Raw genomic sequence first — 25,876 nt, 5'->3', positions numbered from 1 at the left:
TGGTTCTATTAAATTAAGGTTTAAACATGGATTTATTTACTAGTGATTTAATTTCGCCACTATTTGCCTTGCTCCTTATTATTCTCTCTGGCGTTACTTCTTTTATATCGGCTGCGTTTGGGGCTGGTGGTGGTTTGATGTTGTTGGTCGTTATGGCATCAGTAATGCCTATGTCGGTTGTTGTGCCTGTGCACGGTTTGGTGCAGTTAGGTTCAAATACAAACCGTTTATTATTGAGCTTTAAGCATATAGATAAAAGTATGTTTGTTTATTTTACATTTGGAGGTATAGCAGGTGCTTTATTATCAAGCCTTGTAATGACCGATATAAAGCTTGATGTAATGAAGTTGATTGTTGGTATTTTTGTTATTTATTTACTCTGGGGTAAAAAACCTGTAATTAAAACCGACTCAATTATCTGGCGTTTTGGGGCAGGGTTAGTGACTACTTTTATTTGTATGTTTGCAGGGGCGAGTGGTCCGTTAGTTGGCAGTTGTTTGTATGTTAGTGACTATAGCAAGTTAAAATATACAGCAACATTTTCTAGTATTATGTCTGTTCAACATCTACTTAAAGCGATTATATATGGGGCGGTTGGTTTTAGTTTTTGGCAATGGTTACCTTTAATTAGTGCAATGGTTTTGAGTGGTGCAGTGGGGACGTGGTTAGGAATTAAGTTATTACACAGTATGCCAGCAGATAAATTTAAGCGTGTTTTTAAATTTATTTTGACACTACTCGCATTACAGTTAGCTTGGCAGGGTATTGGTGTAGTACTAGGTTAATGCAAAGCATTCCTTTGCATTAACTAGCAGTTTTATTTAGCTTCCATCAGCTTATTTAACGGCAGCTTTAACTGGCTTGTCGCCATCAAATAGTTCAAATATACGGCTGCTGCTTGGGCTGTTGGTTGCTATGTGCAGCAATCCATTTGCTACGTTTTCACGGCTTATTTTAGCTTTATCTCGATCTTTAGGGCGCTCTGTTGTTACTTCTAATGAAGCTTTGTCGTTAGTAAGTGTCCCTGGGCGAACAATTGTATAATTTAATCCACTATTAATTAAATGCTGATCAGCCATATGCTTGGCAACTAAGTAAGGCTTTAAATCGCCGGTAATTGAATCTGGATCGTCTGCACCAATAGAGCTCACCATAATAAAATGTTGAATGTTGTGCTCTTTTGCATAATTAGCTGCTTTTGTGGCAGCCCATAAATCAATTAAAACAGTTTTATCATCACCCGTGTTTCCACCAGAACCCGCTGCAAAAATAACTTGGTCACAGCCACTTAGCGCATTACTAAAATCACCTTCAAGGTCTTGCTCTACAATATTTAAAAAGGGGCTTTCTAAGTCACTTAACTTACTTTTATCACGTACAAGAGCAACTACATTCTGCTCGTTTTTAAGCAATAGTTCTGTTGTCATTTTACCAATTTGACCGCTTGAACCAATAATTAGAGTCTTGTTCATAATTAATTCCTTCTTAAAAGAGATTGAATATTAATGTTTCGTATAACAAGACTTTGGGGTGCTAATTTATTTTTAAAGGGTAAAAAATCTGTTTAGATAGATTAATTTAAAAAACACCTTATATAAAAATAGATACTTAACAGGGTATTAAAATAATTTTTTATTTACTGTTTTTTAGAACTTTTTATTCAATTATAATACTAACTTCAGTCACATAATTGTGGTGGTACAAACTAATTTTTATTTTATGCTCTTTGTAGTTATAAAAAAGAGTGTGATGAGTGCTGTTACCCGTGTTTTTTAAAGGCTCTCCTAACTTTTCTTTATAAAAGCCAGTAATAGTGTCAATTGAATCAGTTAAGTAACCAGTGCGGATCATTGGGTACTCATCAGTAACATCCATTGTTATAACAAATTCTTCAGGAAGCGGAATTTCGGTTACGTTTTGGCTTAGCGCATTGAACGATATAGTGGATAGTAATGTGATTAAAACAATTAAAATTTTCATGAGAGTCCTTTTTATAATAATTTCCTTTATTGATGCCTATTTTACTGGAATAAGCATTTATGTCATTTAAATTTTATTTCGCATTAAATCTCGTACTATAAAGCGTGCAGGGTGTATAGCTTGGCTTACGCGTTCGCTAAAGAGGGGATTTATTATTTAAACTGCTTACTGTTAGGTGGTGCATTACAAAACATTAGCATCCCTATTTTCCTGTATATTTAAAGACTAATGAAGTTATGCAATATAAAAACAAGGAGCGTTGAATTAAGTTTGCTGATTAGGCATAGTGCTAACGTGAACTAATACTTTAAAAGGAATTTCCATGAAAAATAATACTATCAAAGTACTTTTACTTTGTACTACCTACCTGTGCTGCATGTTTAATCTGCAAGCAAAACCATTATTATCGGCTTACCCCGATGCAAAGCTAGAAAGGAAAGTCACTTTAGCGGGCGAAGAAACACAACTTGTATCAGCCTTTAACCCTGCACTAAAAAAATCTCAGCAGTTTGAATATAAAACATTTATTGGTGATGTAAGTCATTTTTCTTATCAAGTAAAAAATGTTGCTTCTTTAAAGGTAATGGAAAACTACAAAAGCGCTTTAAGTGATGCTGGATTTAAAGTTTTGTATACATGCTCTTTAAACGATTGTTACGCCAAGCGTGAATATAAACTATTAGCTGAAAAATCTAGCTACTTTGAAGTTCATAATAATTACAGAAAGCCATACTATATTTATGCTACAAAAAGTGATGAACCTAATGCTGCAGTTTCATTGTTTGTGGGTCAATATCAAAATACGACGAAAGTGTTGTTAACAACGGTAGATATAAAAGAAATTGAAACGGGGTTGGTTAAAGCAGACATTAAGGCATTTAAAACCCAAGACAATAAAATAGTAAAAGCTACAAAAAAAGATTTAAGGGGCTCAGTAGATCATCCCTTATTAAGTCGTTATCTGGGGAGTTATATTGAGGATTATCAAAATGTTGATTATGAGGAGTTTAGTATCCCAATTGGCAAGTCTGATAAAAAAACGAATGCTTTTCCTATGCTTGATGTTACAGGAGATTTAACGCGAATTACTTATATTACGAATAAAGTATCGACGCTAAAAATTTATCATAACTATGTGAGCGCTTTAACCAAAGAAGGTTTTGAAACCGTATTTTCTTGTCAAAAAGATGAATGCGGTAAAAAAAGAGCAGAGATTCAAGCATTAGGCGATAAGCTGGCAATTAAATCTGTTAGTAATTACTTTCGATCACCTAGATATCAAGTTATGAAAAACACTGTAAATGAGCAAACTACTTACGTTGCTTTTTTTATAGGTAATTACCAAGGAGAATCTCGTATTCAGCTTGTTGTTGCTCGTACAGAGCCCTTAGTGACAGGCTTAATAAAAATGAACAGTGATAAAGTACTTGAGCAGTTAGAGCAAAAAGGTAAGGCGTCTATTTACGGTGTTTTATTTGATTATGATAAAGCCACTATTAAAGCTGAATCTGAACAGGCGTTAAATATTATAGCTGAAGTAATGAAAAAAAATAAAAAATTGAGTTTATATGTTGTTGGTCATACTGACGATAAGGGCTCACCTGATTATAATTTAAACCTTTCAAAGCGTCGTGCTGATGCAGTTGTTAACGCATTAATTACTGATTATGGGGTAGCTAAAGCAAGGTTATTAGCTCAAGGCGCGGGTCCTTACTCACCAGTGGCAACTAACAAAAATGATTTAGGGCGTGAACTAAATCGCCGTGTTGAATTAGTTGAACGATTATCTAATTCTAAATAATTTTATTTATTCAATTTACATGCAGGTTAAAGTTATAGGTGATTAATTTAACCTGCATAAATGTCATTTAAATTTTATTTCGCATTAAATTTCGCACTATAAAGCGTGCAGGGTGTATAGCTTGGCTTACCCGTTCGCTTAATGGGCGAGGCTCGTTATTTAAACTGCTTATTAAGTGCTCACTGCTAAGTGGCGCACTACATAATGCGCGTGCTCCAAAACCGGTAAAAATATGTAGCCCTTGCTGTGGTTTATTTAGCGGTTGATACTGATAACGTTTACCTAAACGTAAATTAGCAAAAGCAGTTATATAATCACTCTGTTGCGCCCATTCTCCAGCCATTGGCAAGTGGTCAATAAAGCTGCAGCGTACAGCGGCCTTTGCCGACGTTATGTTACCTAAGCTGGTGGCAAACTCGCTTTGATCATAAAAGCTCAGAAGTTGTTCTTTGTTGGTGATGTTGTCTTGTTCGGTAACTTGTCGGCTTTTACTGTTTTTTTCAAATGTGGCACCCATACAGTGATGGTCTAAATAAGCTGGGGTAAAATAACCTTTATGGCAAAGCACTGTTTTTAGTTTGCGAGATTGCTCACTTGCTTGAACATGCGACACTTGACCTCGTACGCCTACAATGGGTAGTGATTTTGTTTGCTCAAATGCGTCACTGTGCTCGCCTGCACAAATAATTACATCACTAAAAGGACCTAGCCGTTCACCATTAGTTGATAAAAACCAGCCGTCATCGGTTTTTTCTAGCTGTTCAATATTACAATTAAACGAGCTTTTAAATGGCGTTAAGTTGTTTGCCGCATTTAGCATCGCATTTACTAATTGCGGTGGGTTTACCCAGCCACCTTGTTCAAAATAAACACCAGAGTAACCCGTATTTATACCTGCAATTTCGTCACCTTGTTGCGCGGTTACGTTTCGCATAAGCGATTTTGGCCATAATTGCTTTTGTGCTAAATTTTGATGTTTATCGGCTAGGGGTTGCTTAACTGCATGCTGCAATACGCCGCACCAATCGTAATCAAAGCTAAAACCAGTATTGAGTAAGTGGTTATAGAGCCTTTTAGCATATAAAAAACTGTGAGCAAATAATTCGCTGTGTGGCGAGTTTTTAGCTTGTAAATGTGGATATATAGCACCTTGTACGTTATGCGATGCGCCCATTGCTGGTTTTGAGTCTTGACAAAATAATTGGCTTTCGATCCCACGCTTTGCCAAGCTATATAAAATACAACTACTAGCAATGCCGCCGCCAATAACCGCTACACTTTTAAGTGAACTGTTGCCGTGGCTAAAGTAATCTGGAGCCGATTGTATATTATTGGCTTTATTAAGCGTACCTACTAATATTTCATTTTTTGTAGAAGCAAAATCTTTTACTTTTTGTATTGTAAAACCGGCTTTAACTAGTTCATTGTTAAGGCATTCAGTTGTTTCGTATGTGGCTATTGTTGCGCCCGTTTTTGTTATATCGGTAATGGCGTTAAATAAGCTCTGCTGATAGTGCTTTGGTATGGTGTTTGTAGATGAATTATTTAAAAACCAAGCATCAACAATACCTATTTTTGGATAACTCATTACTTTGATTAAATTGGTTATTTCTCCAAAGTATAAATCGAGTACAACAAGGCCATTATTAAATTCTAGGCGATGGCAGCCTTCTAAGTTAATAGGGTATTGCTCAATTAGTTGCTTACTTAAACTATTGATTGCTGGATGCATTTTTAATATTTTTGATAAGTCAGCTACAGTTAGCGCACAGGTGTCAAAAGAGATGAAATGTAGTCGCTTAACACCTTTATCTAATTGATTTTGAACTTGTTGCCGTGCAAGGTGGTCAGTAAAGCGTTGCCATACATTTAAAAAATTTAAACCGTTATTAAAACAGGTTTCGGCAACGACAAAATATGGTTGGTCATGATTTTGTAATCGTGTGTCTATATTGTTTTGCTCATACAATACATTATGAGATTTGACTAAGGCGTCACTATCATAAAAAGAAGCAGAATCAAGATCATTAGTAACAGGTTTACTAAAGTGATTAGTGTGTGTTTGAGCGTTTTTGATCATGATTAATTAAATTTTACAAATAATATTTTTTAATTATTTTACGCGTTTTCTTTGAAATAGTCCGGCGTTATTTATAAGCTAGCAGTTCAGAGTACAAGTGTACGCTAGAAAGCGGACCACTTAGGTGATTAAATTCGCGTAAAATAGAACACAATTTAGTATTAAGCTAAGGGAATTACCCATGAGAAGAGCTGTAATTACAGGTATTGGTGTTGTATCAAGCATTGGTAACAACAAAGAAGAAGTATTAGAATCGTTAAAAACTGGCAAAAGTGGTATCGCTTTTAACCAAGAATTTGCTGATTATAAGTTACGCAGTAACGTATCAGGAAAAATTGATATTGATGTTAAAGCGCATGTTGACCGTAAAGCAATGCGCTTTATGGGTGATGCTGCTGCCTATTCTTATATTTCAATGACGCAAGCAATTGAAGACTCAGGTTTGTCTGACGACCAAGTATCAAATGAGCGCACTGGTATTATTGTTGGTTCTGGCGGTGGTTCGTCTAAATGGCAAGTAGAAGCTGCAGATATTTTACGTGAAAAAGGCGTTAAACGCGTAGGTCCTTATATGGTACCGCGTACTATGGCAAGCACCACGTCTGCATGTTTAGCAACACCATTTAAAATTAAAGGCGTTAACTACTCAATTAGCTCTGCATGTGCTACATCGGCGCATTGTATTGGTAACGCGGTAGAGCAAATTCAACTTGGTAAACAAGACGTTGTATTTGCTGGTGGCGGTGAAGAACTACACTGGACACTTGCAATGGAATTTGACGCTATGGGCGCACTTTCTACTAAGTATAACGAAACACCAGAAAAAGCATCTCGTACGTATGATGCAAATCGCGACGGTTTTGTAATTTCTGGCGGTGGCGGTATTGTTGTGGTTGAAGAGCTTGAGCATGCACTTGCTCGTGGCGCTCACATCTACGGCGAAATTGTTGGTTACGGTGCAACATCTGATGGCTACGATATGGTTGCTCCATCAGGCGAAGGTGCAGCACGTTGTATGCGCCAAGCTATGAAAGATGTAGACAGCATTGATTACTTAAATACGCATGGCACATCAACACCTGTAGGCGATGTTAAAGAGTTAGGCGCGATTCAAGAAGTATTTGGTGGTAAGTCACCAATGATCAGTGCAACTAAAGCAATGACAGGGCATGCACTTGGTGCTGCTGGTGTTCACGAAGCTATTTTCTCATTATTGATGCTAGAGCACAGCTTTGTAGCACCTTCAATTAATATTGATGAGTTAGATGAACAAGCTGCTGGTCTTGATATTGTGACTGAACGTCGTGATGTTGAAATAAATACAGTTATGTCAAATAGCTTTGGCTTTGGTGGCACAAACGCCACTTTAGTTATGAGTAAATACAAAGCGTAATAAGTTTTTATAAACTAATTACTAAAATACCGCTCACTTGCTAAGTAAGCGGTATTTTTTTGCTTGGAATTTGTAAAGCCTCGTTGTTATGGTGTTTCAGGTTATTTAAGTTTTCTGGAAGGTAAAGGGTATATGCAGTTATTTACAGAACGATTAAGTATGCGTCAAATCAATGAAGTCGATTGGGCTATTTTTTTACAGCTCCATCGAGAGCCTAAAGTACTTTTACATTGTTTTGATGAGCCAAAGGAAGTATTTGTTAGGCAGCGGTTTGAGCAGCGTTTACCAGCATGGTATCCGAGTGAACAGCACCCGTTATGTTTAGCTGTTATAAATAATGAAACCGAGCAAGTAATTGGTGTTAGCGGTTTTACGTATGATGGAATTACAGCTGAGTTAGGGTATTTATTTTTACCCTCATATTTTGGTAAAGGTTATGCGACTGAGTCATTAAGAGCGGTTATAGAGTGGGCGTGGAAGCAATGCGGTATTACACAGTTTAAAGGGGTAGTTACTCGCGGTAATAAGGGCTCCGAAAATGTACTTAGCAAGTGCGGATTAACACTTACCGACACGCTATTTCAGGTGCATACAATTAATAATGAATTATATGACGACCTTATTTATACACTCAAGGTGTAATTTAATTGGGCTAGCGTACTAGCCCAAATAGTAATAGGCGTTTACAAGTGCTGTTCTATTGTTTTACGGTCTTTTTCTGGCATGTTTTCTACTACTAAATTGAACGAATTATCAATCATACGTTCAATTTCGCCTTGAGGAATTGAGCCATCTAAAATGACTGTGTTCCATAAACGTTTATTCATATGGTAGCCTGGAATCACCGCAGGAAAAGTATCGCGTAATGAAAGTGCTTCATCGGGATCGCACTTTAAATTAAGCCACCAAATAGTCTCTCCATCATCATTTGTTTCGCCATCATTGCCAATAGCAAGGGTAGCAAACATTTTATGATTCACTTTATAAACATCAACCTCTTGAGCAAACGGTTTAGTAACCTGAACAAGTGGTTTTTTAATTAAATACTCATGTACATTTATTTGGTCCATGATCCATTCCTTGAAGTCATACTCGGTTAAGCTACAATAGCAGTTTTTTACACATTTGATTATATGTATTTTAGTCTAAATTATAATTTTACAAGTTAATACAATGTATAACGAGGTTTGAAGTAACTTTTTTGTTGAACAAAGTCCAGTTCGTGGTATGTTTCTGGCAATCAAAAAAATAATAGGAATTTCCACATGCCAAAGGCGAGTGATGTTAAAAAGGGTACTGCCATTGATTTTAATGGTCGCGTGTTAGTTGTAAAGGATATCGTACGATCAGTACCGCAAGGTCGTGCTGGTGGTAGCTTGTACCGCATGCGTTTATACGATGTAGTAACAGGTGGTAAAGTAGACGAAACCTTTAAAGACAGTGACATGTTAACGCTTGCTGATTTAACGCGACGTGAAGTAATGCTTTCTTATGTTGATGGTGATGAATATGTGTTCATGGATAATGAAGATTACACACCATACAATCTAAATAAAGAAGCCATTAGCGAAGAAATTCAATTCGTTAATGAAGAAACGCAAGGTGTTCACGTTATTGTAATTGACGGCGCACCAGTTGGTCTTGACTTACCGTCAAGTGTTGAGCTTGTTGTTGAAGAAACAGACCCATCTATTAAAGGCGCGTCTGCAAGTGCTCGCTCAAAACCAGCACGTATGTCGACTGGTTTGAATATTTCGGTACCTGAGCATATTTCAACAGGCGATCGTATTCGTATTAATACGGTTGAGCATAAATTTATGGGTCGAGCTGAAAAATAAATTTAAACTCAATTAATTATTTGAAAATGGTCAACTTTGAGTTGGCCATTTTATTAATGGTCAGGCAAATTGACTATTTTAATGATTAAACCTATCGATGTAATTTACTTTAAAGTAAGCTAATAGGTACAATTATTTAGATTGAATAATAAACAATATGAAGCCAGATGCATATTTATCTTATAGAGATGTGTGCTAATTCGGTTTAACGATAATTCTTAGCAGGTTCAATGGAAGATCAAGCATTAGAAAATAAAAGTTATATTCATTTACCAGAAGGAGTTGAAATAGCGCTAACTCCTGTAGGGTTAGTAGCGCGTAGCTATGCTTATATGATTGACTTCGCAATTCGCGCTATCATAATTACTTTATTATCACTCTTTTTTGGGCTCTTAGGCGCGGTTGGTGAAGGGCTGGCACTTATCACTTTTTTTGTGGTTTCATGGGGCTACAATATCTATTTCGAGGCGCGTTCAGGTCAAACTCCAGGCAAAAAACGGCTCAATATTCGCGTTGTTCAAGATAATGGTTTACCAGCCAGCTTTTCTCAAATTGTTGTACGCAATTTATTGCGACCTGCTGATATGCTCCCTTTCGGGTATTTTTTTGGCTTGTTAGTGATGGCTTTCAATGAGCGCTTTAAGCGAATAGGAGACTGGGCTGCAGGAACCATAATTGTTTATGATGAAGCGTTTTTAGAACGCCCTATATTGCCCAGTGGAATTAGCGAAGTACCGACTTTAGTTTTTACGACACAAGAGCAATTGGCTATTTTAACATATGCTGAGCGCAGTAATACATTATCAAGTGAGCGTCGCATCGAACTTGCTGCTATTTTATCGCAAGTAATGAATTGTGATAATAATCAAAGTGAAATAAAGCTACTTAATTATGCACGTTACTTTTCAGGGCATGTAACAAATAATAGCGCTGAATCACATGATAAAGCTTCTGTATAAGGATTATAAATGAAGCAAAACCAGTTTGTTAATAATAGTGATAAGCAGTGGAATGAGTTTGAGGCTTTGTGTAAGCTTGACGATAAAATCAACCTTCCCTTACATTTTCCTAAATTATATCGAAAGATATGCAATGATCTCGCTATTGCTCGTACTCGTCACTACAGTCCGATGTTGGTTGAGCGGCTAAATCGTTTAGTACATCAAGGGCAAAAAAGACTCTATCAAACCCCTAAAAATCAATTTAGAGAAATACTTTATTTAGTACGCAATAGCTTTCCTAGAGCATTATATGAAAACCGCTTGATGCTAGCTATTAACTTAGTTGCCTTTTTTTCTTTTGCATTAATCGCTTTTATTTGGGTTTGGTTAGACCCTGATGCCGTATATACATTTTTGGGGCAAAGTACCGTACTTGAAATTGAAAAAATGTATGATCCCAGTGGTACTGTACAATCACAAGAGCGAAGCGGTGGTCAAGATGTGATGATGTTTGGTGTTTATATTTATAACAATATAGGCATCGCTTTTCAGATGTTTGCTGGGGGGGTATTGTTTTGCGTCGGTGCAGTATTTGCCTTGTTATTTAACAGTTTTTATTTTGGGACTATTGCAGCCCATATTATAAATATTGGTTTTTCAGGACCTTTTTTCTCATTTGTGGTTACTCATGGCTCGTTTGAGCTTACTGCAATTATAGTTGCGTCGGCAGCGGGGTGCCAGATAGGTTACGGTTTATTAAATCCAGGACAATATACACGCAGTTATGCGATTAAGAATGCTGCGCAAAAAGCCTTGCCTTTAATTGTTGGTGCTTTTTTAATGCTAGTGTTAGCAGCGTTTATTGAAGCATTTTGGTCTCCACGAGACATCGCTTATGAGTTTAAGTTTGCTACGGGCGCAATTTGTTGGTCATACGTGATTTATCGACTGTATAAAGGAATGCGCTATGGAACTTAATCGCCTGGACTTTAATCCCCGTAGTCGTTCATCTTATGAAGTATTTGATTTAGCTATTTTGCTAACAAAAAAGAATTTTGTCGCATTATTTAGCATTTATTTTACTTTAGTTTTCCCATTTTTTTTCATATTTGGTCTATTGCTTGGCTGGTCTTGGTCTGTATTTATAGTGTGGTGGCTCAAACCTCTTTTCGAGCGACCTTTATTAGATTATCTCTCGAAGGTTATATTTAACCAACGTGCAAGTATTCGCTCTAGCATTAAAGCCATTTTTAAGTTATCGCTAGTAAATGCTTTAACACACCTTACCTTTTTGCGCTTAAGCCCAAATAGGGCTTTATTGGCACCAGTTGAGCAGCTTGAAAACTTAAGTGGTGAGCGTAAAAAAGCGCGTAAGATGCTACTTTTTTCGTCAAATAAACCTAAGCAAACCCTATGGATGTTATTTTGTGTTCATTTAGAACTAATTTTAATGACTGGTATTACTGGGCTAGTAATTGCTTTAACACCTGATTCCTTTTCATTAGAGGACCAGTTGTATCAATTTCAAAGTGATCCTACATGGGTAAGTATCTCTTTTAATTTTATCTATATTATAAGTATTTCGTTAATTGCTCCTTTGTTTGTAACGGGAGGCTTTTTAGCGTATCTACACCGGCGCATAGAGTTAGAGGGCTGGGATTTAGAGCTGAAGTTTAAAAATATGCGCTCACGGCTTACAAATATATTACCTGTATTGTGCCTGTTAATTAGTGCTTTATTTATAACAGCTACACCTAAAACGTATGCTCAAGCGATTGATAAAGAAACTATTAAAGATGAAGTAACTTCTTTATACGCAGAAAAAGATGTAATTGAGAAGAAGACTACTTGGTTCCCCGATTTTGAAGAACTTAAAGAGAACGACGAGGATAACTCTACATCACCGTTTTTAGTTTTTTTTAGTTGGATAGGATTAGGACTGGGTTATTTTGCCTGGTTTTTAGTCGGTGGATTAGCTCTGTTACTTGTTTATTATGCTTATAAACATAAAGGTTTTTTTAAAAATAGAGAATCAACAGAAAAAATTAATAAAGGCGTCAAGCATGTAATACCTACCTTATTTACAGATATAAAACAGGCTGACACACCCAGCGATCTTATGTTGGCAGCTAAACAAGCTTATGAAGAAGGAAATATAAGGCTGACGCTTGCTTACTTGCTGCAATTTTCTCTTATTTGGTTACAAGAAAAGCACAATATAGTTCTCCATCATTCCATGACTGAAAAAGAGTGCCTAAAAGCCATTAATAAACAAATACCAGTATCACAGCAAGTTGTTTTTGAACGCTTGTTTAAGTGTTGGGTACGGGTGGCTTGGGCACACCAAGATGCTGAATTTGATTTTGATGAATTAGTTGATGCAATTAATTCGTTACAAAGCAAGGATGCTCAGGAGCCTACATCATGAAACGCCCAGTTATAGTTGTTATAGGTGTTGTTGTTATTTTAATTGCCTTGGTGGCGAAAACGCTGTTTTCGCTGAACTGGCAAGAGCAAGAAGTTGAAGTTGGTTTTCACCCTAGTGTTGCTAAAGATAGTTTTACAATGGCGCAGCGATTATTAGATCGACATGAAATAAGTTGGTTTAAATATAAGCAGTTTGCCGCTGAAGCCGATGCAGGGGCGTTAACAATTAATGAAGGTACAAAACTGATTATAGACGAAGCTGCGTTGAGCGAATCCTATGAACTTAATCAGCAGTTATTAACTTGGATTAGGGGGGGAGGGGAATTAGTCTATGTTTTATCCTCCCAACGCAATGTACTGGGTATTGATAACAGTACTTTATTTCAAGCATTAGGTATTACTATTAATGTGAAAGAGAATGAAGCTACACTTTCGTTTTCAACAAATACTCAACCTAATAAAAATACTGATTTAGCGCTTAATTCAGACAATATTCTTACGCTTAAAATAAGTGAGAAGTACAGTATAGAGAATTGCCCCGCAAGAGAAGTTAAAAATGACGCAGAGCAGGTTGTTATTTGCGATATGAATTTAGGTGATGGCCGAGTTACTGTATTACCCTCATTAGCACCATTTACAAATAATAATCTTAGATATTTAGACCATGGTAGTTTGTTACTTTGGCTTGCAGGTGATGCGAGTAACATAACTTATATTCCCTATTTAAGTTATTCAAACTGGTTTGCAAAGCTTTGGGGCTGGAGTTGGCAGTTGGTCATGACGTTGTTTGTGCTAATCGTTCTTTGGGTTTGGTATGTAAGTAGCCGTATTGGTCAAGCTTATTCACCTGATACTTTAATTAAAGCGAGCTTTAACAACCATATTCAAGCAGTGGCTAATTTTTTAATTGGGCATGGACATGAAAAAATACTTATTGATGCTTTACACCGCGATTTTTACAGTCAAGTAGAGCTCAGAGTACCTAATTTTAAAAAGCTCACAAATGAACAGCAAGTAAATACAATTGCACAGCTAACTAGCTTTAATCAACAAAACGTCACTCAATTGTTGTCTAGCCAACTTCCAGAATCAGAACAACAACGAACTGAATATATTAAGCGATTTAAACAATTAAGGAATGCCCTATGACAAGTGAATCAGCCTCAGGACTAATAGGCTTAACTGAAGCGTCATCAGCAATAAAGCAGGTAAAAGCAAATATTTCTCGTGTTTTAGTTGGGCAAGATGAAATTGTCGAAGATGTATTAACAGTGTTGTTTGCTGGAGGGCATGTGTTACTAGAGGGGGTGCCGGGGTTGGGTAAAACCTTGCTTGTAAGAGCGTTGGCTAAAAGCCTCAACGTTTCTTTTTCTCGAGTACAATTTACACCAGACTTAATGCCTTCAGACGTACTTGGTAATAGCTTATATGATATGAAATCAGGCGAGTTTACAATTAAGAAAGGGCCTGCGTTTACTAATATTCTATTGGCGGACGAAATAAACAGAGCACCAGCAAAAACTCAATCTGCGTTACTTGAAGTTATGCAAGAACAACAGATAACGTTAGATGGTGAGTCTTTAAAGATATCATCACCTTTTATGGTTTTAGCAACACAAAATCCGTTAGATCAAGAAGGTACTTACCCACTACCTGAAGCTGAGTTAGACCGTTTCATGATGAAGGTTGAATTAGACTTTCCTTCTTATGAAGCCGAGATAGCATTACTTAAATTGAATACTCAAATTATTTCAAATGAATCGAGTGTGGATAATTTACCCGCTGTTTTATCTGGGGATGAAATTATAGAAATAAAACAGTTATGTGCCTCAATTTTGGTGGATGAAAAAATAATAAATTATGTTGTTGATATTGTTCGCAGTACGCGTACTTGGCAAGGGGTTATTCATGGCGCCGGTCTTCGAGCTTCAATTAATATAATTAAAGCAGCGAAAGTTACCGCTTTAATTAATGATCGAGATTTTGTTATCCCAGACGATATTAAGCTCGTTGCTCCTAATATTCTACGTCATCGTTTAATTTTGTCGGCTGATCTAGAACTGGAAGACGTTTTGCATGAGCAGATTATAGACTCTATTTTAGCTAGTATTGAAGCGCCGCGTTCATGATCCGCACTAAGCTTCGCCCAGCAAAAAGATGCGTTAAACTAATTTTTTGTTTAGTTGTATTCGTATTAGTGGGTGCATTACTCACACTGAGCGATATGCTTATTACTGTGGTACTCGCTGGAGTTGCAGCATCAATATTACTTGATCTTGTTTTAACCGTTTTTTCTCGTGATATTGAACTAACAGTTCAGACAAGTCAAAATATGGCTCTATCACGCTGGCAAATGGCTGAACTGTTTCTTTTCAACAATACAAAACAAACGTTAAAAACGGATGTGAGTTTACACTTAAGTAATTTTATTGAGTTAGAAAACCCTGTAAAAAGAGTCGAGTTGGCAAGTAATGAAAAAGCACGTTTGTCTTTTAGGCTAAGAGCCCATCATCGAGGAAATGCGGCTTTAAATAGCGTAGAGCTTAGAGTTGATTCACCTTTCGGGTTTTGGCAAACGAGTTGGTTAATAGAGCAAGCTATTTCACTTAAGGTTTATCCTGACTTTAGTGCTATGGGACCACATCAATATTTAAACGGGATAAGTAAGAAATCAATTAATGGTCTTAAGCTCACAAAAAAACGCGGTTCAGGCATCGAATTTCATCAGCTCAGAGAGTACCGTCAAGGTGATAGTGTTCGTCAAATAGATTGGCAGGCTACAAGTAAAAAGCGCAAATTAATTTCACGAGAGTATCAAGAAGAGCAAAATCAACATGTAGTGGTGATGTTGGACGCCTCTAAGAAAATGAATATTGAAGCTGTGCAAGGAAACCATTTTGACCATGCACTTAATGCATTACTTCTGCTTGCCCATAGAGTTTTGAAGCAGGGTGATTGGTTTAGCATGCAAAGCTTTAACCAAGAGGTTCGGTGGTTGCCAGATGTGAAGGGATCTCAAAATGTGTCTAGGATCATGAATCATTTTTATGACCTATATCCTGACCAAAGTAGCAGCGATTACATAGTTGCTGCTAATAAGTTAATAACTAAACGCAGTAAACGCTCACTTGTACTGCTAGTTACAACACTTGATGAGCAAGGTTTTGATGAAATATTACCTGCGATAAAACTATTACAAAGGCATCATTTAGTCGCGTTGATTAATATTGATAACCGTGCATTAAATGAGGTTATTGAAGAACCGATTTTAGAAAGCCGAGATGCGACAAAGCATTGTGCAGCGTTAGGTATGTTAAATTCACACAAAAAAAGTATGGCAAAGATACGTAAAGAAGGCGTTATTGCAATTGATAGTAAACCTGAACAGCTTTTGCCTAACGTTATTAATACGTATTTAAATGTTAAGCACTCTGGTGTCTTATAAACGTTAAAAAACAAAAAAGGCATTAAAATTAATGCCTTTTTGATATTCAAGGTAAAAAGTAAAGTTTACTTTTGATTATCTATAGCTTCATTAATTTTATATTGAAAATAAATGATGTTAAAGAAGACGGTTAATATACCACCTAATTTAACCGGCTCTTTACTTCCTTCGTTTATTAGCTCAATAAATGATGAGCGAAGACTAAATATAACAACAAGACCTAAAACCATCGATGTTAACGAAATAACTATTGATAGCATAGGTGGAATGGTTGCAAATGAAAGCGCGAAGTTAATCACGTACATAGCTAAGTAACCATATAAAAGGTTTTTATTTACTTTGTTTTTTGCTAGTGTATTTGCTTTGTTAATTCGTGAATATAACCAATATACACCATAAATTCCAAGTGTAATAAGGGTTAAGAAAAACACTCCCCAAGCAGAAAAACGTTCAAATTCTAGTATAGGTTTGTTTTTTGAATCATTATCTTGTGAAAGATTTGACTCGGGTGCTTCATATATATTTTCTGTACCTTCAGACATTACTATTTCCTATATTATCTTTAAATTCCTTACCTAAATAGCTCTGTGACCATAGGCTAGGTACATAATAACAATAGTTTGTTTTTTTGTATACTAAGCCACCATTACTATTTTATTAATTGCCTGAAAATAAGCATAATGCTTTGTTATAATTATATTAATATTATAAAAAACATGATTATATTAGCGAGTTAAATAATTTATAACGAAGTTAGTTAGTTATTTAATTCGTTAGTATGGGGGCAGGAAGTAGATCAATTTAGGGAACAATTAGTGGTGACAACGATATTTCACAATTTCGTCTCGTTTAGGAGTTATCTTCTCATTGCAATAATAGAGAACTAATTTAACGCATCGGTATTATTAAAGCGTCGCTGAGTATTAAAAGAATGTATTTGGCATTTTTAATTTATTGATGCTGCATTGTTAGTAATTCTAATTAAGCTTGGCGCTGCTTTACTTTGTTGCTGTTTTAAAAACTCGGTAAATTCTTTTTTAGATAACGGCTTGGAATAGTAATAGCCTTGCACGGTTTCGCAGTTAAGCTTTTTAAGTATTTCAATTTGGCTTGCTTGCTCAACGCCTTCAGCTACTACATGTAAATCAAGGTTATGTGCAATCGTGACAATTGAGTCAACCATATTACGACCGCGTTCATTTTTCATATCATCAATAAACGCTTTATCCACTTTTAGCGTGTTCAGTGGAAATTGTTTTAGATACGCCAAAGAGGAATAGCCAGTACCAAAATCGTCCATAGCAAGATGAATTCCTCGGGCACTTAACGAGCGCATAATTGCAATGGCTTCTTTAGGGTCATCCATTACAGTGCCTTCGGTTATTTCAAGTTCTAGAAAGTACGAAGGTAATTCGTTTTTTTGTAAAATAACGTCAATACGAGAAGTTAAATCCGGTAGGCTAAATTGTTTTGCGGATAAATTAACGGCTANAAGCCACTCTTTAACGTCTCTACATGCTTTATTTAATACCACTTCACCTATTTCGATTATTTGTCCGGTTTCCTCTGCTATGGGAATAAATATACCTGGACTTATAATGTCTTTTTTAGGGGTAATAAAGCGTACTAATGCCTCCATACCCGTTAATTTACCGGTTCGAATATTCATTTTAGGTTGATAATAAACTTCAAAATGATCTCGTTTTAAACCAAAGCGCATTAAGTTTTCTATTTGTAGGCGCTTAACCGCTTGGCGATTCATTGTATCGTTAAAGAATAAGTAGCTATTACCTTTCTTTTTAGCATGATACATAGCAGTGTCAGCGTTTTTTAAAAGTAACTCTGGGGTGTTACCGTCTTCGGGAAACAGTACAATACCGACACTTGAGGTAATTGCGAGTTCGTGACCAGCCATTTTAAACGGTGTAGCAATAGCCGCTAAAAATTGTTTTGCCATACGTGTTATCACGTGTATGTCGTTAGTGTCAGACATCACCAAAGCAAACTCATCGCCCCCTAAACGATAAAATACATCGTTCTCTCGGGTTAGCTTATTTAAGCGCATAGCGAGCTTGGCAAGTAAGCTATCGCCTAGCTGGTGCCCTAAAGAATCGTTTATTTTTTTAAAATTATCTAGGTCGAACACTAACAACGCATGGTGGGAGTTAAGCTTAACGAGTTTATGTAAATCAGTAAAAAATAAATTACGATTAGGTAAGCTAGTTGTACGATCGCGGTTAGATAGATTGTGTAATTGTGACTCTGCTTTTTTACGCTCGGTTAAATCTGAGTAAACAATAACGTAGTTAGTAATTTGGTTTTGATCGTTTTTAATTTCATCAATAGATATTTCAATAGGTAACAACACTCGTTCGCTATTACGCAGTTTAACTTCTTGTTGAATATGGTCGGTTTGTTTAACTATTTCTATAATATTATTTACGTAACTCTGATCGTAACCAGGAAGGTTAAAATCTTTATTAAGGTATTGCTCACGCACGCCGCCAAACAATGTTAAAAAGCTTGGGTTTATATCTATTAATTTAAAGTTTTTATCATAAATGGCTAAGGCATCAGTAAGGGATTCGACACATTTAGCAAATAAATTTAGGCGCTCTTCTGTCGACTTTAATTGTGATATATCGCGTACAGTGCCAGTCATTCGAAGTGGTGATAAGTTGGCATCTTTTTCAATTATTTTTCCGCGGTCGAGTACCCAATGCCAACGCCCAAATGTGTCTTTAATTCGATAAGTTGCTTCAAAAAAAACGGTTTTCTCGGCAAAATGCTTTTTAAGTAAGTGCTCAACATTCATTAAATCATGAGGGTGAATAAGGCTTTTATTAGGTGGAAAACCAATTAGAGTAGTCGAATTCATCATGTATTTATCATTAATACGAATGACTTCACCTGTTTTTATATTCCAATCCCAAAGGGTATCGCCGCTGCCTTCAACGGTGCTTTTTAAGCGTTTTTCAGACAAGCTTAACTGACGACGAGATCGCCTCAGTTTATGGATCACAAATAGCAGGTAGGGCAAAGCAAGTGCAATTACTGCACTTGCTAGTATTAGTATTGTATCGGAGTCGTAATTAAATGATAACTCAAAAGCATAAAGCTTAAATGAGCAAGCAAGTAATATAAGTGACAAACTTATTTTTATTATTATTTTTATCATTTTTTATTACTTCAAATTTACAAATGATAATTTAAAACAAGGCTGATCAAGAGTCAAAGGGAATGCGAATAAATCTGCGTATTTTGTTGCTTATTAACTTTAGCTGAACTTAGTAGTTCATATCTTGACCGGTTCTCATCAAAAAGGTTGAGTGCATATTTTTTTAGATCTTGGAGCGTTAACTCATTTAATGCATTAAGTAATCTTTGTTGCATATTAAATTCATGATCTCTATTACCTATAGCAAGCCATAGACGTTGAGAGCGCAGACGTAAATTTTTATCTTTTTCGGCTATATGTGTAGTTAACCCGTGTTTTTGTTGTTGCCAATTTTCTTCATCAAGCTTATCTATATTATTTAAATATTGATTAATAAATCTGTTATGCCTATGTATTAATGTTTTAGCATCAAACTTAGGTGATTGTACGTAAAAGGCAATACCCGCTCGAGTATTAAAAGGTGCATATCCGGCACCCACTAAATAGCCTAGCTGCTGAGTTGTTCGCAGTTCGTTAAAGTAGTCTTGGTTCATTAAATGATTAAGCGCCATCATTTTTACTTTTTCGGTTACGTCTCCTGTTTTTGCTTGGTAATAAATAACCATTGCATGGTCACTACAAGGAAGCTCTAACTCATAACGTGTTACTTTATTTATTTCAAAGAGGGGGCGTCTTAAATCATCAATTGTTGTCGCATTTTTTAAATGACCCGCTACTTTTTTCTGAAACTCAAGCGCGTCATTTTGTTGCCAATTACCATGTAAAAACGACTCAACATGGAGAGCTTTAAAAAAGTCGCGTCTAAATTCGTTAAATTGCTGAAAGCTTGTATTTTTTAATGCAGATGCAAGTTCCCTTGGTTGCGGGTTCCAAGGCATAATTTTGGCACTTAAAATACTAAAGAGCTCACTAACGGGTTTATTTTGATTACTGTTACGCCAATGCCTTACTAGTTGCTTTTTATATTCTGCAAAACGTTTGGCACAAATTTCGACATTGAAAAGCGCATCGATGAGTTGATCTACTAACTCAAGCTGGCTAGAAGATAGCCCAGCAGTATGCAGCGTTAATCCACCTTGGTGTGAGGTTAAGTGATAGCTTAAGCCAGCAAGCTCTGCAGGATAAAATTGCTCACCAACACTATCCATAAATAAATCTGTAAATAAACGTGTTAATGCCATGTGCTTTACATCTTTTACTGCAAAGTCTGAGTCCATTGCTAAGTAAAAATGACCTTTTGCTACTCTAAATGTGTTGTCTTGTTTAAACCAAAACTCAAAACCAGGTTCATTTACTAATAGCTCAGGTTTTGTTTGTGGTTTTTCAACATCGAATAACACCACTTTTTTTGTTAAATAAGGGTTTGCTGTAGGCAGTAGCATTTCATTAAGCGGTTTATTTATATCACTTAGTGCATCAAGCCAGTGAGGCGACACTTTTTCTACTTTATAGGGCGTGTTGTACCATGCCGTTTTATGCTCGGGTTCTACATCTGGGTGTATTAACACAATGCGCATATTGTTTGGTGTTAACCATTGCATCGCCATTTCGTGGGTCGCTTTTTTAAAGCCTTCCATTAAATAGTCGCCTTGCACGTAGTTAATTTCATCGTAATGCTGCATGTTTACACTTAAATTACTAACCCAATCAATAAGGCGTGACTTTTCTTGATTGTCGAAAGCAATTTGTAATAGATTTTTTTTATCTTGATACAGGCGTGGTAATTGCTCGGTGTTATCGTTAATTAAACAAATATACTCAAATACCATTTCAATAATATCTTCAAAGTACTCAATACCTTCGTCGGTAAGCGCCATACTTATATTAAAGTCTTTAAAGTTACTGCCATTAATACCGCCACCGGCAGAAAGCGCGTTTATCCAACCTTGCTCTTTTAAAATAGAATAAAGTGAACCAGCACCTTCATAACCTAATAAATGAGCAATAAAACTTACTGTTTTATGGCGATAAAAATCATCAATATTTGGCATTGCAAAGCTAACGATAAGCTTTTGCATATGTTTATGTGGCTCAATATGGAGTATTTTTCCAATATCTTGTTTGCGATATAGTGGCTCACTAATTTCTGGTTTTTTAAGGTTTTTACTGCCGTTAATCTCGTTAAAGTATGTGTTAGTCCAGCTTTGTAATGTATCAAGCTCTTCGTTTGCACAAATAACCAGGGTCATCCATTGGGCTTGATAAAAAGTATTAAAAAAATCACGTAACTCATCACTTATGCAGCGCTCTCTATCTGCGAGAGTTTGTAAGTTACCCACCGAAAATTTAGCAAAAGGGTGAGCTGGATTAACGGTTTCTTTGTGAGCTTGGTAGATGCGGCGACCGTCGTCTTTAATTTTGAGCTTAAATTCAGCTTCAATCGCATTGCGTTCTTTTTCTGTTTCGGCTGGATTTAAAAGTGGTGCTATAAAAAAACGGCTAAATTGCGTTAGCGCTTCTTCAAACTCTTGATTATTTATATCAAAAAAGTAGCAGGTATGCTCTGTACCAGTCCACGCATTTGTATTACCGCCGGCTTGAGATACAAAATTATTAAAGCTACCAGAGTCTGGAAATTGGTCAGTGCCTAAAAAAAGCATATGCTCTAAAAAATGAGCTAAGCCTTGTCTATCAATAGGGTCGTCAAAATGACCAGCATTAACAGCCATAGATGCAGCTGCTTTTGTTGAATCTTTATCTTGCACTAATAGTACTTTTAGACCATTGTCCAGTGTGAGGGCGCGGTATGCTCTGTTATCGTTACGACTGATATTCAAATGATGCTCCTGAAACTAAACGTTTACTTGTTAACAACAAATGATAGCTTCAGGATAGAGAAATAGTGCTAAAAGATTTACCTGAATATCATGAAAGAACTATTTAGAAATAAATAGGTTTATGTTGTTAATATAGCGGACAAATGGGCAGACTGGCTACTGTTTTATATTCTTTAATCGGTTGATTTTTTATGAAAACAATCCTAATAATGCGCCACGGCGAAGCAACACCTATGCAGGCTGACGATGCAGCTAGAAATTTAACTCAAGTAGGGCATGTAGAAGCTGAAAAAATGGGCATATGGCTTAGCAAAAATCATTTACCCGATGCTTTGTTAGTTAGTCCTTACATTCGTGCACAACAAACTGCACAGGGTGTAGCAAAAAATAATATCTTCAAATTTAGTGAAACCACCAACGATATAGTACCCGAAGGCAAACCACACATTGCTGCCGACTATCTAGAGACTTTAATAGCTTCACACCCAGAATGTGATTCTTGGCTTGTAGTAGCGCATATGCCTATTGTTAGTTATTTGGTTGATCAGTTAAGTCCGGGAAATATGCCTATTTTTAACACTGGTGCAATCGCAGTAATTAATTACGATGAGAAAACTCAGCGTAGTCAATATATGAGCATAAATGCTCCCGAAAATGTATAAACTTAAATAATAAATAGAGTATAAGTATGACGATTGAACGCCTTCAAACGGGTGCGCGTATGAGCCGCATTGTAAAACACAATGGTACAGTTTATCTATGCGGACAAGTATGTGCTGACGCGCAAAAAGATATTAAAGATCAAACCCAAACTATGCTCGACAAGGTAGAAGTACTACTTAATGAAGCTGGCAGTTCAAAAGAGCATATGCTAAGTGCTACTATTTACGTTAAAAGTATGGATTATTTTGCTGATATGAACGCAGTATGGGATGCGTGGGTACCCGAAGGGTATGCTCCTGCTCGTGCTTGCGTAGAAGCAAAAATGGCTCGAGATGCTTTACTTGTTGAAATTTCAGTAGTCGCAGCTTTAAAAGCACAATAGAGCTTTAATGACTCGTCCTCCCGTTGTACTTATTACTGGCTCTAGCCGAGGTATTGGTGCGGCTACGGCACTCTATTTTGCAAAGCAGGGTTATGATGTTTGCATTAATTATAAGTCTGATTTAACAAGTGCGCAGTTAGTTGCAAGTAAAGTAAAAAGCCTTGGTGTTAGAGCTCAAGTTATAAAAGCAGATGTATCGAAAGAGGCGGATGTTTTAGCTTTGTTTTTCCATATAGATAAAGAGTTTGGTCAACTTGATGTATTAGTAAATAACGCCGGTATATTAAAACCACAAATGCCTTTGTTAGATATGAATGCTGAGCGTATAAACGAAGTTTTGACAACAAACATTACCAGTGCTTTTTTATGTAGCCGTGAGGCGGTAAAGCGCATGGGAAATGGCGGCAATATTGTTAATNATGAATACATAGACTATGCTGCTTCAAAGGGGGCTATGGATACGTTGACTGTTGGTTTAGCAAAAGAAGTGGCAAGTAAAGGTATTCGTGTTAATTCAGTCAGACCAGGGCTTATTTACACTGATATGCATAGCGATGGTGGCGATAAAAATCGTGTAGATCGGCTTAAAAGCAAACTACCGCTTGGCAGAGGGGGTAAGCCTGAAGAAGTTGCTGCTGCAATTTACTTTTTAGCTTCCAGTGATGCTGCTTTTACGACGGGTAGTTTTATTGATGTAGCTGGTGGTTTGTAAATGTCTTCTCTTTTGCTGAGTAAGTAAGAGGCACTGCATAGGACTGTTAAGCTTTTAGGATAAATACTCTTAGTCTCAGCTATGGATTACAAGTTGTCAGTGTTCTTAATTCACTGTTTTTTTGGTTAAAAACGTGGCATGTTCTAAAGCCATCTTCAATAGTTATATGCAATGTAGAACCATTCCTTTTATCTGGGGCTTTCCCACCATCGTGAGGACCTTTTGATATAGAGCAATTGCCCTGATCCCAAAAAATAGCAAGTGCGTCATCATCTGAATTTCGGATTAACTGTTGCCAATAATTAATACTACCTTGTTCTTGAGGGAAAGTGGCATGTTCACTGACTATACATTCCGCGTAGCTACTAAGTGATAATAAGCTTAATGAGCATACAATGACTTTAATTAATTTTATATTCGTCGTTTTCATATTTTCACCTTTTTTGTTGTACTAAGTTACTTATTGATAATAGCAGCAAAATAATTTTAGGTATTAAAATGGTCATATGATTCTTTTTACAATAAGTTATGTAGTGTATTGCAGAGATGTTGAATAGAAATATTAAAAGTCGATTTCACTCCAGAGATCAACTTTAAGATTGGATTGTATATAAATGAGAAGGGTTAAAAAACCATATAATAATGAAGATACTATTAACTAAACTTAGCATAATCGCTATTACAGTTTCCTATGGCGGAGCTAGACTGTAACTTTTCACTGGCAGATTTTACTTGCATTCTATCTTCTGCCGCTAAGCTAATTACAGTATTACATAATTGGCAGCAAAACTTATCTCCAGCACATAAGGCTTCAATACTAATAATAATTTTAGAATGCTGACAGTGAGGACAGTTAATTGTATTTGTTAAATTCATAGTAATTCCTATTTTTTAAATAGCGCCTTTATAAAAGACGCGTATATGCTGTTAGTTAAGATTTTGATTTTTAATCTTGAGGGGGTTTAATCATTATAGGTTGAATAGCTGCCGTATATGCTTGGATTATTGTTGCTACCCCTTCAGGAAGTGGCAACTGCCCAGCATTAACTGCTATGGTGTATTTAGCGGAATTTGACTTTTCGTAGTGCTCTTTATCTGAGGATGATGACTGGCTAGTTGATTTAACTGATCCCTCTACTTTGGCAGAAAACCCCATATAGCTAAAACCAGCTTCAAAGCTGCCACTAGTTTCTCCACTCTGACTATCTGATTTTTCAGTGTCGTGCGAATAAGAGCTCTTTACTTCCATTTCAAAACTAACATCGACATTTTTAATGGCAAGTGAGTTTAACGGTAGAATAGTTAAAATAGGTAAATTTAAAGTAGAGACTGCAGGATCTGATGACTCACCTGTATTTTGATCAATAACGGGGCGAGTTATTTCAAGTTTAACCATAATTGGTCTACGTATACCTCCTTCTTTGTCGTCTTTATTAACTGGCTGAAAACAAGTTTCTAATAGAAACTGCGTTTGGGTCATTGCCATGTTCGCATTAGCATCAGCTGCTGCATTTAAAGGAGCACCAATTAAAGATTTCATTGGTAAACCTGAAAATTGTTGAGCCATACTTACTAGTGAATTTTCCATTATAGTATCCTTTTTCTAATGTTAGCTTTTTATCCAGGGATTTGCGCTCTAAGTGAACGCTCGTAACCTTCAACAAGTTTTTGAAGGCCTTCAGGAGTTTCACCTCCTTGAAGTTTTATTTCGATTTCCACATTAGAAGTGCTTTTTTCGTGCGATGTAGAAAAAATGCCTCCTTGAGTTTGCTTTGGAAATGCGACTAATAATTCATTTTGTTCGTTAGCTGTAACTTCTAGCTTTGCTTTAATGATAACTTCTTGTATTTTTGTTGAGCTGATTGGTGTTAAAGTGATAATTGGCACATCGACATAGCTGATCTTAGGTCCATTGTGGTCTTTATCAGGAAAGGCCATTTGCATTGTTTTGGGCTTAAGTACGCGACGAACCTGATTATTTGATGCTAGTTTCTCATTGTGGTTATTGAGAATGTTAAGTGCTGATTCTGTATCATTACTATCAATAAAAACTTTAATTTTTTGAATCGATTCGTCATCAAGATCTGTTACATTCGTTTTAGGTATCTCTACAATCTCAAAGAATTTATTGATGTGTTTTATACCTTGGGCCTCAACCTCGTTAGCTGCTTGCTTAATACTTGAGTGAAGTTCATGTATCAGCATTTCAAATTTAATCATCTTTATATTCCGTTGTGACGTTGTTACGTCAGTTATAGG

At 36.4% G+C, this 25,876-nt stretch carries 25 protein-coding genes; 14 read left to right on the top strand and 11 right to left on the bottom strand.

The genetic code is table 11. From position 1 onward, the window contains the following. The first annotated feature begins 26 nt into the window (after positions 1–26). Positions 27–785 carry a sulfite exporter TauE/SafE family protein gene (locus tag L647_RS0104835; protein WP_024610182.1) on the top strand — a complete coding sequence of 253 codons (759 nt, stop codon included), beginning with the start codon at positions 27–29 and terminating at the stop codon, positions 783–785. 51 nt (positions 786–836) lie between these two features. On the opposite strand, the gene L647_RS0104830 is transcribed toward L647_RS0104835, so the two are convergent. Together L647_RS0104830 and L647_RS0104825 are read right to left on the bottom strand one after the other, a co-directional pair. Then, the gene (locus L647_RS0104830; RefSeq protein ID WP_024610181.1) at positions 837–1,472 is read right to left on the bottom strand and encodes an SDR family oxidoreductase; all 636 of its coding nucleotides are present in this window, start codon (positions 1,470–1,472) and stop codon (positions 837–839) included. 184 nt (positions 1,473–1,656) lie between these two features. Continuing rightward, positions 1,657–1,980: a hypothetical protein gene (locus L647_RS0104825; protein WP_024610180.1), complete on the bottom strand. Its 324-nt coding sequence runs from the start codon at positions 1,978–1,980 to the stop codon at positions 1,657–1,659. A 322-nt stretch (positions 1,981–2,302) separates the two neighbouring features. Here L647_RS0104825 and L647_RS0104820 point away from each other — a divergent pair, with 322 nt between their 5' ends. Then, on the top strand, positions 2,303–3,781 hold the full coding sequence (locus L647_RS0104820; protein ID WP_024610179.1) for an OmpA family protein: 1,479 nt from the start codon (positions 2,303–2,305) through the stop codon (positions 3,779–3,781). A 67-nt stretch (positions 3,782–3,848) separates the two neighbouring features. On the opposite strand, the gene mnmC is transcribed toward L647_RS0104820, so the two are convergent. After that, entirely contained in the window at positions 3,849–5,861 is a 2,013-nt protein-coding gene (gene mnmC / locus L647_RS0104815; protein ID WP_024610178.1) for an FAD-dependent 5-carboxymethylaminomethyl-2-thiouridine(34) oxidoreductase MnmC, read from the bottom strand. Between the two features lie 181 nt (positions 5,862–6,042). Between mnmC and fabB the strand changes: the two genes are divergently transcribed. Both fabB and L647_RS0104805 read left to right on the top strand, forming a co-directional pair. Then, positions 6,043–7,254 (top strand): beta-ketoacyl-ACP synthase I, encoded by a 1,212-nt coding sequence (gene fabB, locus L647_RS0104810; protein ID WP_024610177.1) that lies wholly within the window; start codon positions 6,043–6,045, stop codon positions 7,252–7,254. Positions 7,255–7,386: 132 nt separating this feature from the next. Continuing rightward, positions 7,387–7,896, top strand: coding sequence for a GNAT family N-acetyltransferase (locus L647_RS0104805; protein ID WP_024610176.1), 510 nt, complete (start codon positions 7,387–7,389; stop codon positions 7,894–7,896). Between the two features lie 41 nt (positions 7,897–7,937). On the opposite strand, the gene L647_RS0104800 is transcribed toward L647_RS0104805, so the two are convergent. Next, positions 7,938–8,324, bottom strand: coding sequence for an MmcQ/YjbR family DNA-binding protein (locus L647_RS0104800; RefSeq protein ID WP_024610175.1), 387 nt, complete (start codon positions 8,322–8,324; stop codon positions 7,938–7,940). A 195-nt stretch (positions 8,325–8,519) separates the two neighbouring features. Here L647_RS0104800 and yeiP point away from each other — a divergent pair, with 195 nt between their 5' ends. From yeiP to L647_RS0104765, 7 genes are all read left to right on the top strand, one after another. Further along, on the top strand, positions 8,520–9,092 hold the full coding sequence (gene yeiP, locus L647_RS0104795) for an elongation factor P-like protein YeiP (RefSeq protein ID WP_008168547.1): 573 nt from the start codon (positions 8,520–8,522) through the stop codon (positions 9,090–9,092). A gap of 230 nt (positions 9,093–9,322) precedes the next feature. Continuing rightward, positions 9,323–10,051 carry an RDD family protein gene (locus tag L647_RS0104790; protein WP_024610174.1) on the top strand — a complete coding sequence of 243 codons (729 nt, stop codon included), beginning with the start codon at positions 9,323–9,325 and terminating at the stop codon, positions 10,049–10,051. Between the two features lie 9 nt (positions 10,052–10,060). Further along, positions 10,061–11,011 carry a stage II sporulation protein M gene (locus L647_RS0104785; RefSeq protein WP_024610173.1) on the top strand — a complete coding sequence of 317 codons (951 nt, stop codon included), beginning with the start codon at positions 10,061–10,063 and terminating at the stop codon, positions 11,009–11,011. Next, positions 11,001–12,461, top strand: coding sequence for a hypothetical protein (locus L647_RS0104780; protein ID WP_024610172.1), 1,461 nt, complete (start codon positions 11,001–11,003; stop codon positions 12,459–12,461). Before L647_RS0104785 ends, L647_RS0104780 begins: the two co-directional genes overlap by 11 nt. Next, a complete protein-coding gene (locus L647_RS0104775) occupies positions 12,458–13,609 on the top strand; it encodes a DUF4350 domain-containing protein (RefSeq protein WP_024610171.1) in 1,152 nt (383 codons plus the stop codon). Before L647_RS0104780 ends, L647_RS0104775 begins: the two co-directional genes overlap by 4 nt. Further along, a complete protein-coding gene (locus L647_RS0104770) occupies positions 13,606–14,589 on the top strand; it encodes a MoxR family ATPase (protein WP_024610170.1) in 984 nt (327 codons plus the stop codon). The genes L647_RS0104775 and L647_RS0104770 overlap by 4 nt, the downstream gene beginning before the upstream one ends. Next, positions 14,586–15,905, top strand: coding sequence for a DUF58 domain-containing protein (locus L647_RS0104765; protein ID WP_024610169.1), 1,320 nt, complete (start codon positions 14,586–14,588; stop codon positions 15,903–15,905). Before L647_RS0104770 ends, L647_RS0104765 begins: the two co-directional genes overlap by 4 nt. A gap of 65 nt (positions 15,906–15,970) precedes the next feature. Here the strand turns inward: L647_RS0104765 and L647_RS0104760 are convergent, their stop codons facing one another. From L647_RS0104760 to L647_RS0104750, 3 genes are all read right to left on the bottom strand, one after another. After that, positions 15,971–16,447 carry a DUF4234 domain-containing protein gene (locus L647_RS0104760; protein WP_024610168.1) on the bottom strand — a complete coding sequence of 159 codons (477 nt, stop codon included), beginning with the start codon at positions 16,445–16,447 and terminating at the stop codon, positions 15,971–15,973. A gap of 404 nt (positions 16,448–16,851) precedes the next feature. Further along, complete coding sequence (locus L647_RS0104755) at positions 16,852–19,083, bottom strand: EAL domain-containing protein (protein ID WP_024610167.1); 2,232 nt, start codon at positions 19,081–19,083, stop codon at positions 16,852–16,854. A gap of 53 nt (positions 19,084–19,136) precedes the next feature. Continuing rightward, complete coding sequence (locus tag L647_RS0104750; protein WP_024610166.1) at positions 19,137–21,860, bottom strand: insulinase family protein; 2,724 nt, start codon at positions 21,858–21,860, stop codon at positions 19,137–19,139. A gap of 191 nt (positions 21,861–22,051) precedes the next feature. Between L647_RS0104750 and sixA the strand changes: the two genes are divergently transcribed. Genes sixA through L647_RS0104735 form a run of 3 tightly spaced genes read left to right on the top strand, consistent with a single transcriptional unit; the run spans position 22,052 to position 23,617 of the window. Continuing rightward, complete coding sequence (gene sixA, locus L647_RS0104745) at positions 22,052–22,522, top strand: phosphohistidine phosphatase SixA (RefSeq protein WP_024610165.1); 471 nt, start codon at positions 22,052–22,054, stop codon at positions 22,520–22,522. A 26-nt stretch (positions 22,523–22,548) separates the two neighbouring features. Then, entirely contained in the window at positions 22,549–22,905 is a 357-nt protein-coding gene (locus L647_RS0104740; protein ID WP_024610164.1) for a RidA family protein, read from the top strand. Positions 22,906–22,912: 7 nt separating this feature from the next. After that, positions 22,913–23,617 (top strand): SDR family oxidoreductase, encoded by a 705-nt coding sequence (locus tag L647_RS0104735; RefSeq protein ID WP_024610163.1) that lies wholly within the window; start codon positions 22,913–22,915, stop codon positions 23,615–23,617. A 79-nt stretch (positions 23,618–23,696) separates the two neighbouring features. On the opposite strand, the gene L647_RS0104730 is transcribed toward L647_RS0104735, so the two are convergent. From L647_RS0104730 to L647_RS0104715, 4 genes are all read right to left on the bottom strand, one after another. Continuing rightward, positions 23,697–24,047 carry a hypothetical protein gene (locus tag L647_RS0104730; protein WP_024610162.1) on the bottom strand — a complete coding sequence of 117 codons (351 nt, stop codon included), beginning with the start codon at positions 24,045–24,047 and terminating at the stop codon, positions 23,697–23,699. A 224-nt stretch (positions 24,048–24,271) separates the two neighbouring features. Next, a complete protein-coding gene (locus L647_RS0104725; RefSeq protein WP_024610161.1) occupies positions 24,272–24,493 on the bottom strand; it encodes a hypothetical protein in 222 nt (73 codons plus the stop codon). A 70-nt stretch (positions 24,494–24,563) separates the two neighbouring features. Beyond that, the gene (locus L647_RS0104720; RefSeq protein WP_024610160.1) at positions 24,564–25,205 is read right to left on the bottom strand and encodes a DUF2589 domain-containing protein; all 642 of its coding nucleotides are present in this window, start codon (positions 25,203–25,205) and stop codon (positions 24,564–24,566) included. Positions 25,206–25,234: 29 nt separating this feature from the next. Beyond that, positions 25,235–25,837, bottom strand: coding sequence for a DUF2589 domain-containing protein (locus L647_RS0104715; RefSeq protein ID WP_024610159.1), 603 nt, complete (start codon positions 25,835–25,837; stop codon positions 25,235–25,237). Positions 25,838–25,876 lie beyond the last annotated feature (39 nt).

Origin of the sequence: Pseudoalteromonas sp. TB64 (assembly GCF_000498095.1) — a bacterium.
Classification (GTDB): domain Bacteria; phylum Pseudomonadota; class Gammaproteobacteria; order Enterobacterales; family Alteromonadaceae; genus Pseudoalteromonas.
Note: the sequence above shows the minus strand (reverse complement) of the source record. Positions and strands in the feature narration are given on the sequence as shown.

What these genes read in the sequence shown, in the direction of transcription:
- L647_RS0104780 (WP_024610172.1), top strand. Translation starts at nt 11,001, where the DNA reads ATGGAACTTAATCGCCTGGACTTTAATCCCCGTAGTCGTTCATCTTAT.
- L647_RS0104835 (WP_024610182.1), top strand. Translation starts at nt 27, where the DNA reads ATGGATTTATTTACTAGTGATTTAATTTCGCCACTATTTGCCTTGCTC.
- sixA (WP_024610165.1), top strand. Translation starts at nt 22,052, where the DNA reads ATGAAAACAATCCTAATAATGCGCCACGGCGAAGCAACACCTATGCAG.
- L647_RS0104770 (WP_024610170.1), top strand. Translation starts at nt 13,606, where the DNA reads ATGACAAGTGAATCAGCCTCAGGACTAATAGGCTTAACTGAAGCGTCA.
- L647_RS0104805 (WP_024610176.1), top strand. Translation starts at nt 7,387, where the DNA reads ATGCAGTTATTTACAGAACGATTAAGTATGCGTCAAATCAATGAAGTC.
- L647_RS0104790 (WP_024610174.1), top strand. Translation starts at nt 9,323, where the DNA reads ATGGAAGATCAAGCATTAGAAAATAAAAGTTATATTCATTTACCAGAA.
- yeiP (WP_008168547.1), top strand. Translation starts at nt 8,520, where the DNA reads ATGCCAAAGGCGAGTGATGTTAAAAAGGGTACTGCCATTGATTTTAAT.
- mnmC (WP_024610178.1), bottom strand. Translation starts at nt 5,861, where the DNA reads ATGATCAAAAACGCTCAAACACACACTAATCACTTTAGTAAACCTGTT.
- L647_RS0104715 (WP_024610159.1), bottom strand. Translation starts at nt 25,837, where the DNA reads ATGATTAAATTTGAAATGCTGATACATGAACTTCACTCAAGTATTAAG.
- L647_RS0104785 (WP_024610173.1), top strand. Translation starts at nt 10,061, where the DNA reads ATGAAGCAAAACCAGTTTGTTAATAATAGTGATAAGCAGTGGAATGAG.
- L647_RS0104725 (WP_024610161.1), bottom strand. Translation starts at nt 24,493, where the DNA reads ATGAATTTAACAAATACAATTAACTGTCCTCACTGTCAGCATTCTAAA.
- fabB (WP_024610177.1), top strand. Translation starts at nt 6,043, where the DNA reads ATGAGAAGAGCTGTAATTACAGGTATTGGTGTTGTATCAAGCATTGGT.
- L647_RS0104820 (WP_024610179.1), top strand. Translation starts at nt 2,303, where the DNA reads ATGAAAAATAATACTATCAAAGTACTTTTACTTTGTACTACCTACCTG.
- L647_RS0104825 (WP_024610180.1), bottom strand. Translation starts at nt 1,980, where the DNA reads ATGAAAATTTTAATTGTTTTAATCACATTACTATCCACTATATCGTTC.
- L647_RS0104760 (WP_024610168.1), bottom strand. Translation starts at nt 16,447, where the DNA reads ATGTCTGAAGGTACAGAAAATATATATGAAGCACCCGAGTCAAATCTT.
- L647_RS0104830 (WP_024610181.1), bottom strand. Translation starts at nt 1,472, where the DNA reads ATGAACAAGACTCTAATTATTGGTTCAAGCGGTCAAATTGGTAAAATG.
- L647_RS0104730 (WP_024610162.1), bottom strand. Translation starts at nt 24,047, where the DNA reads ATGAAAACGACGAATATAAAATTAATTAAAGTCATTGTATGCTCATTA.
- L647_RS0104720 (WP_024610160.1), bottom strand. Translation starts at nt 25,205, where the DNA reads ATGGAAAATTCACTAGTAAGTATGGCTCAACAATTTTCAGGTTTACCA.
- L647_RS0104800 (WP_024610175.1), bottom strand. Translation starts at nt 8,324, where the DNA reads ATGGACCAAATAAATGTACATGAGTATTTAATTAAAAAACCACTTGTT.
- L647_RS0104765 (WP_024610169.1), top strand. Translation starts at nt 14,586, where the DNA reads ATGATCCGCACTAAGCTTCGCCCAGCAAAAAGATGCGTTAAACTAATT.
- L647_RS0104740 (WP_024610164.1), top strand. Translation starts at nt 22,549, where the DNA reads ATGACGATTGAACGCCTTCAAACGGGTGCGCGTATGAGCCGCATTGTA.
- L647_RS0104775 (WP_024610171.1), top strand. Translation starts at nt 12,458, where the DNA reads ATGAAACGCCCAGTTATAGTTGTTATAGGTGTTGTTGTTATTTTAATT.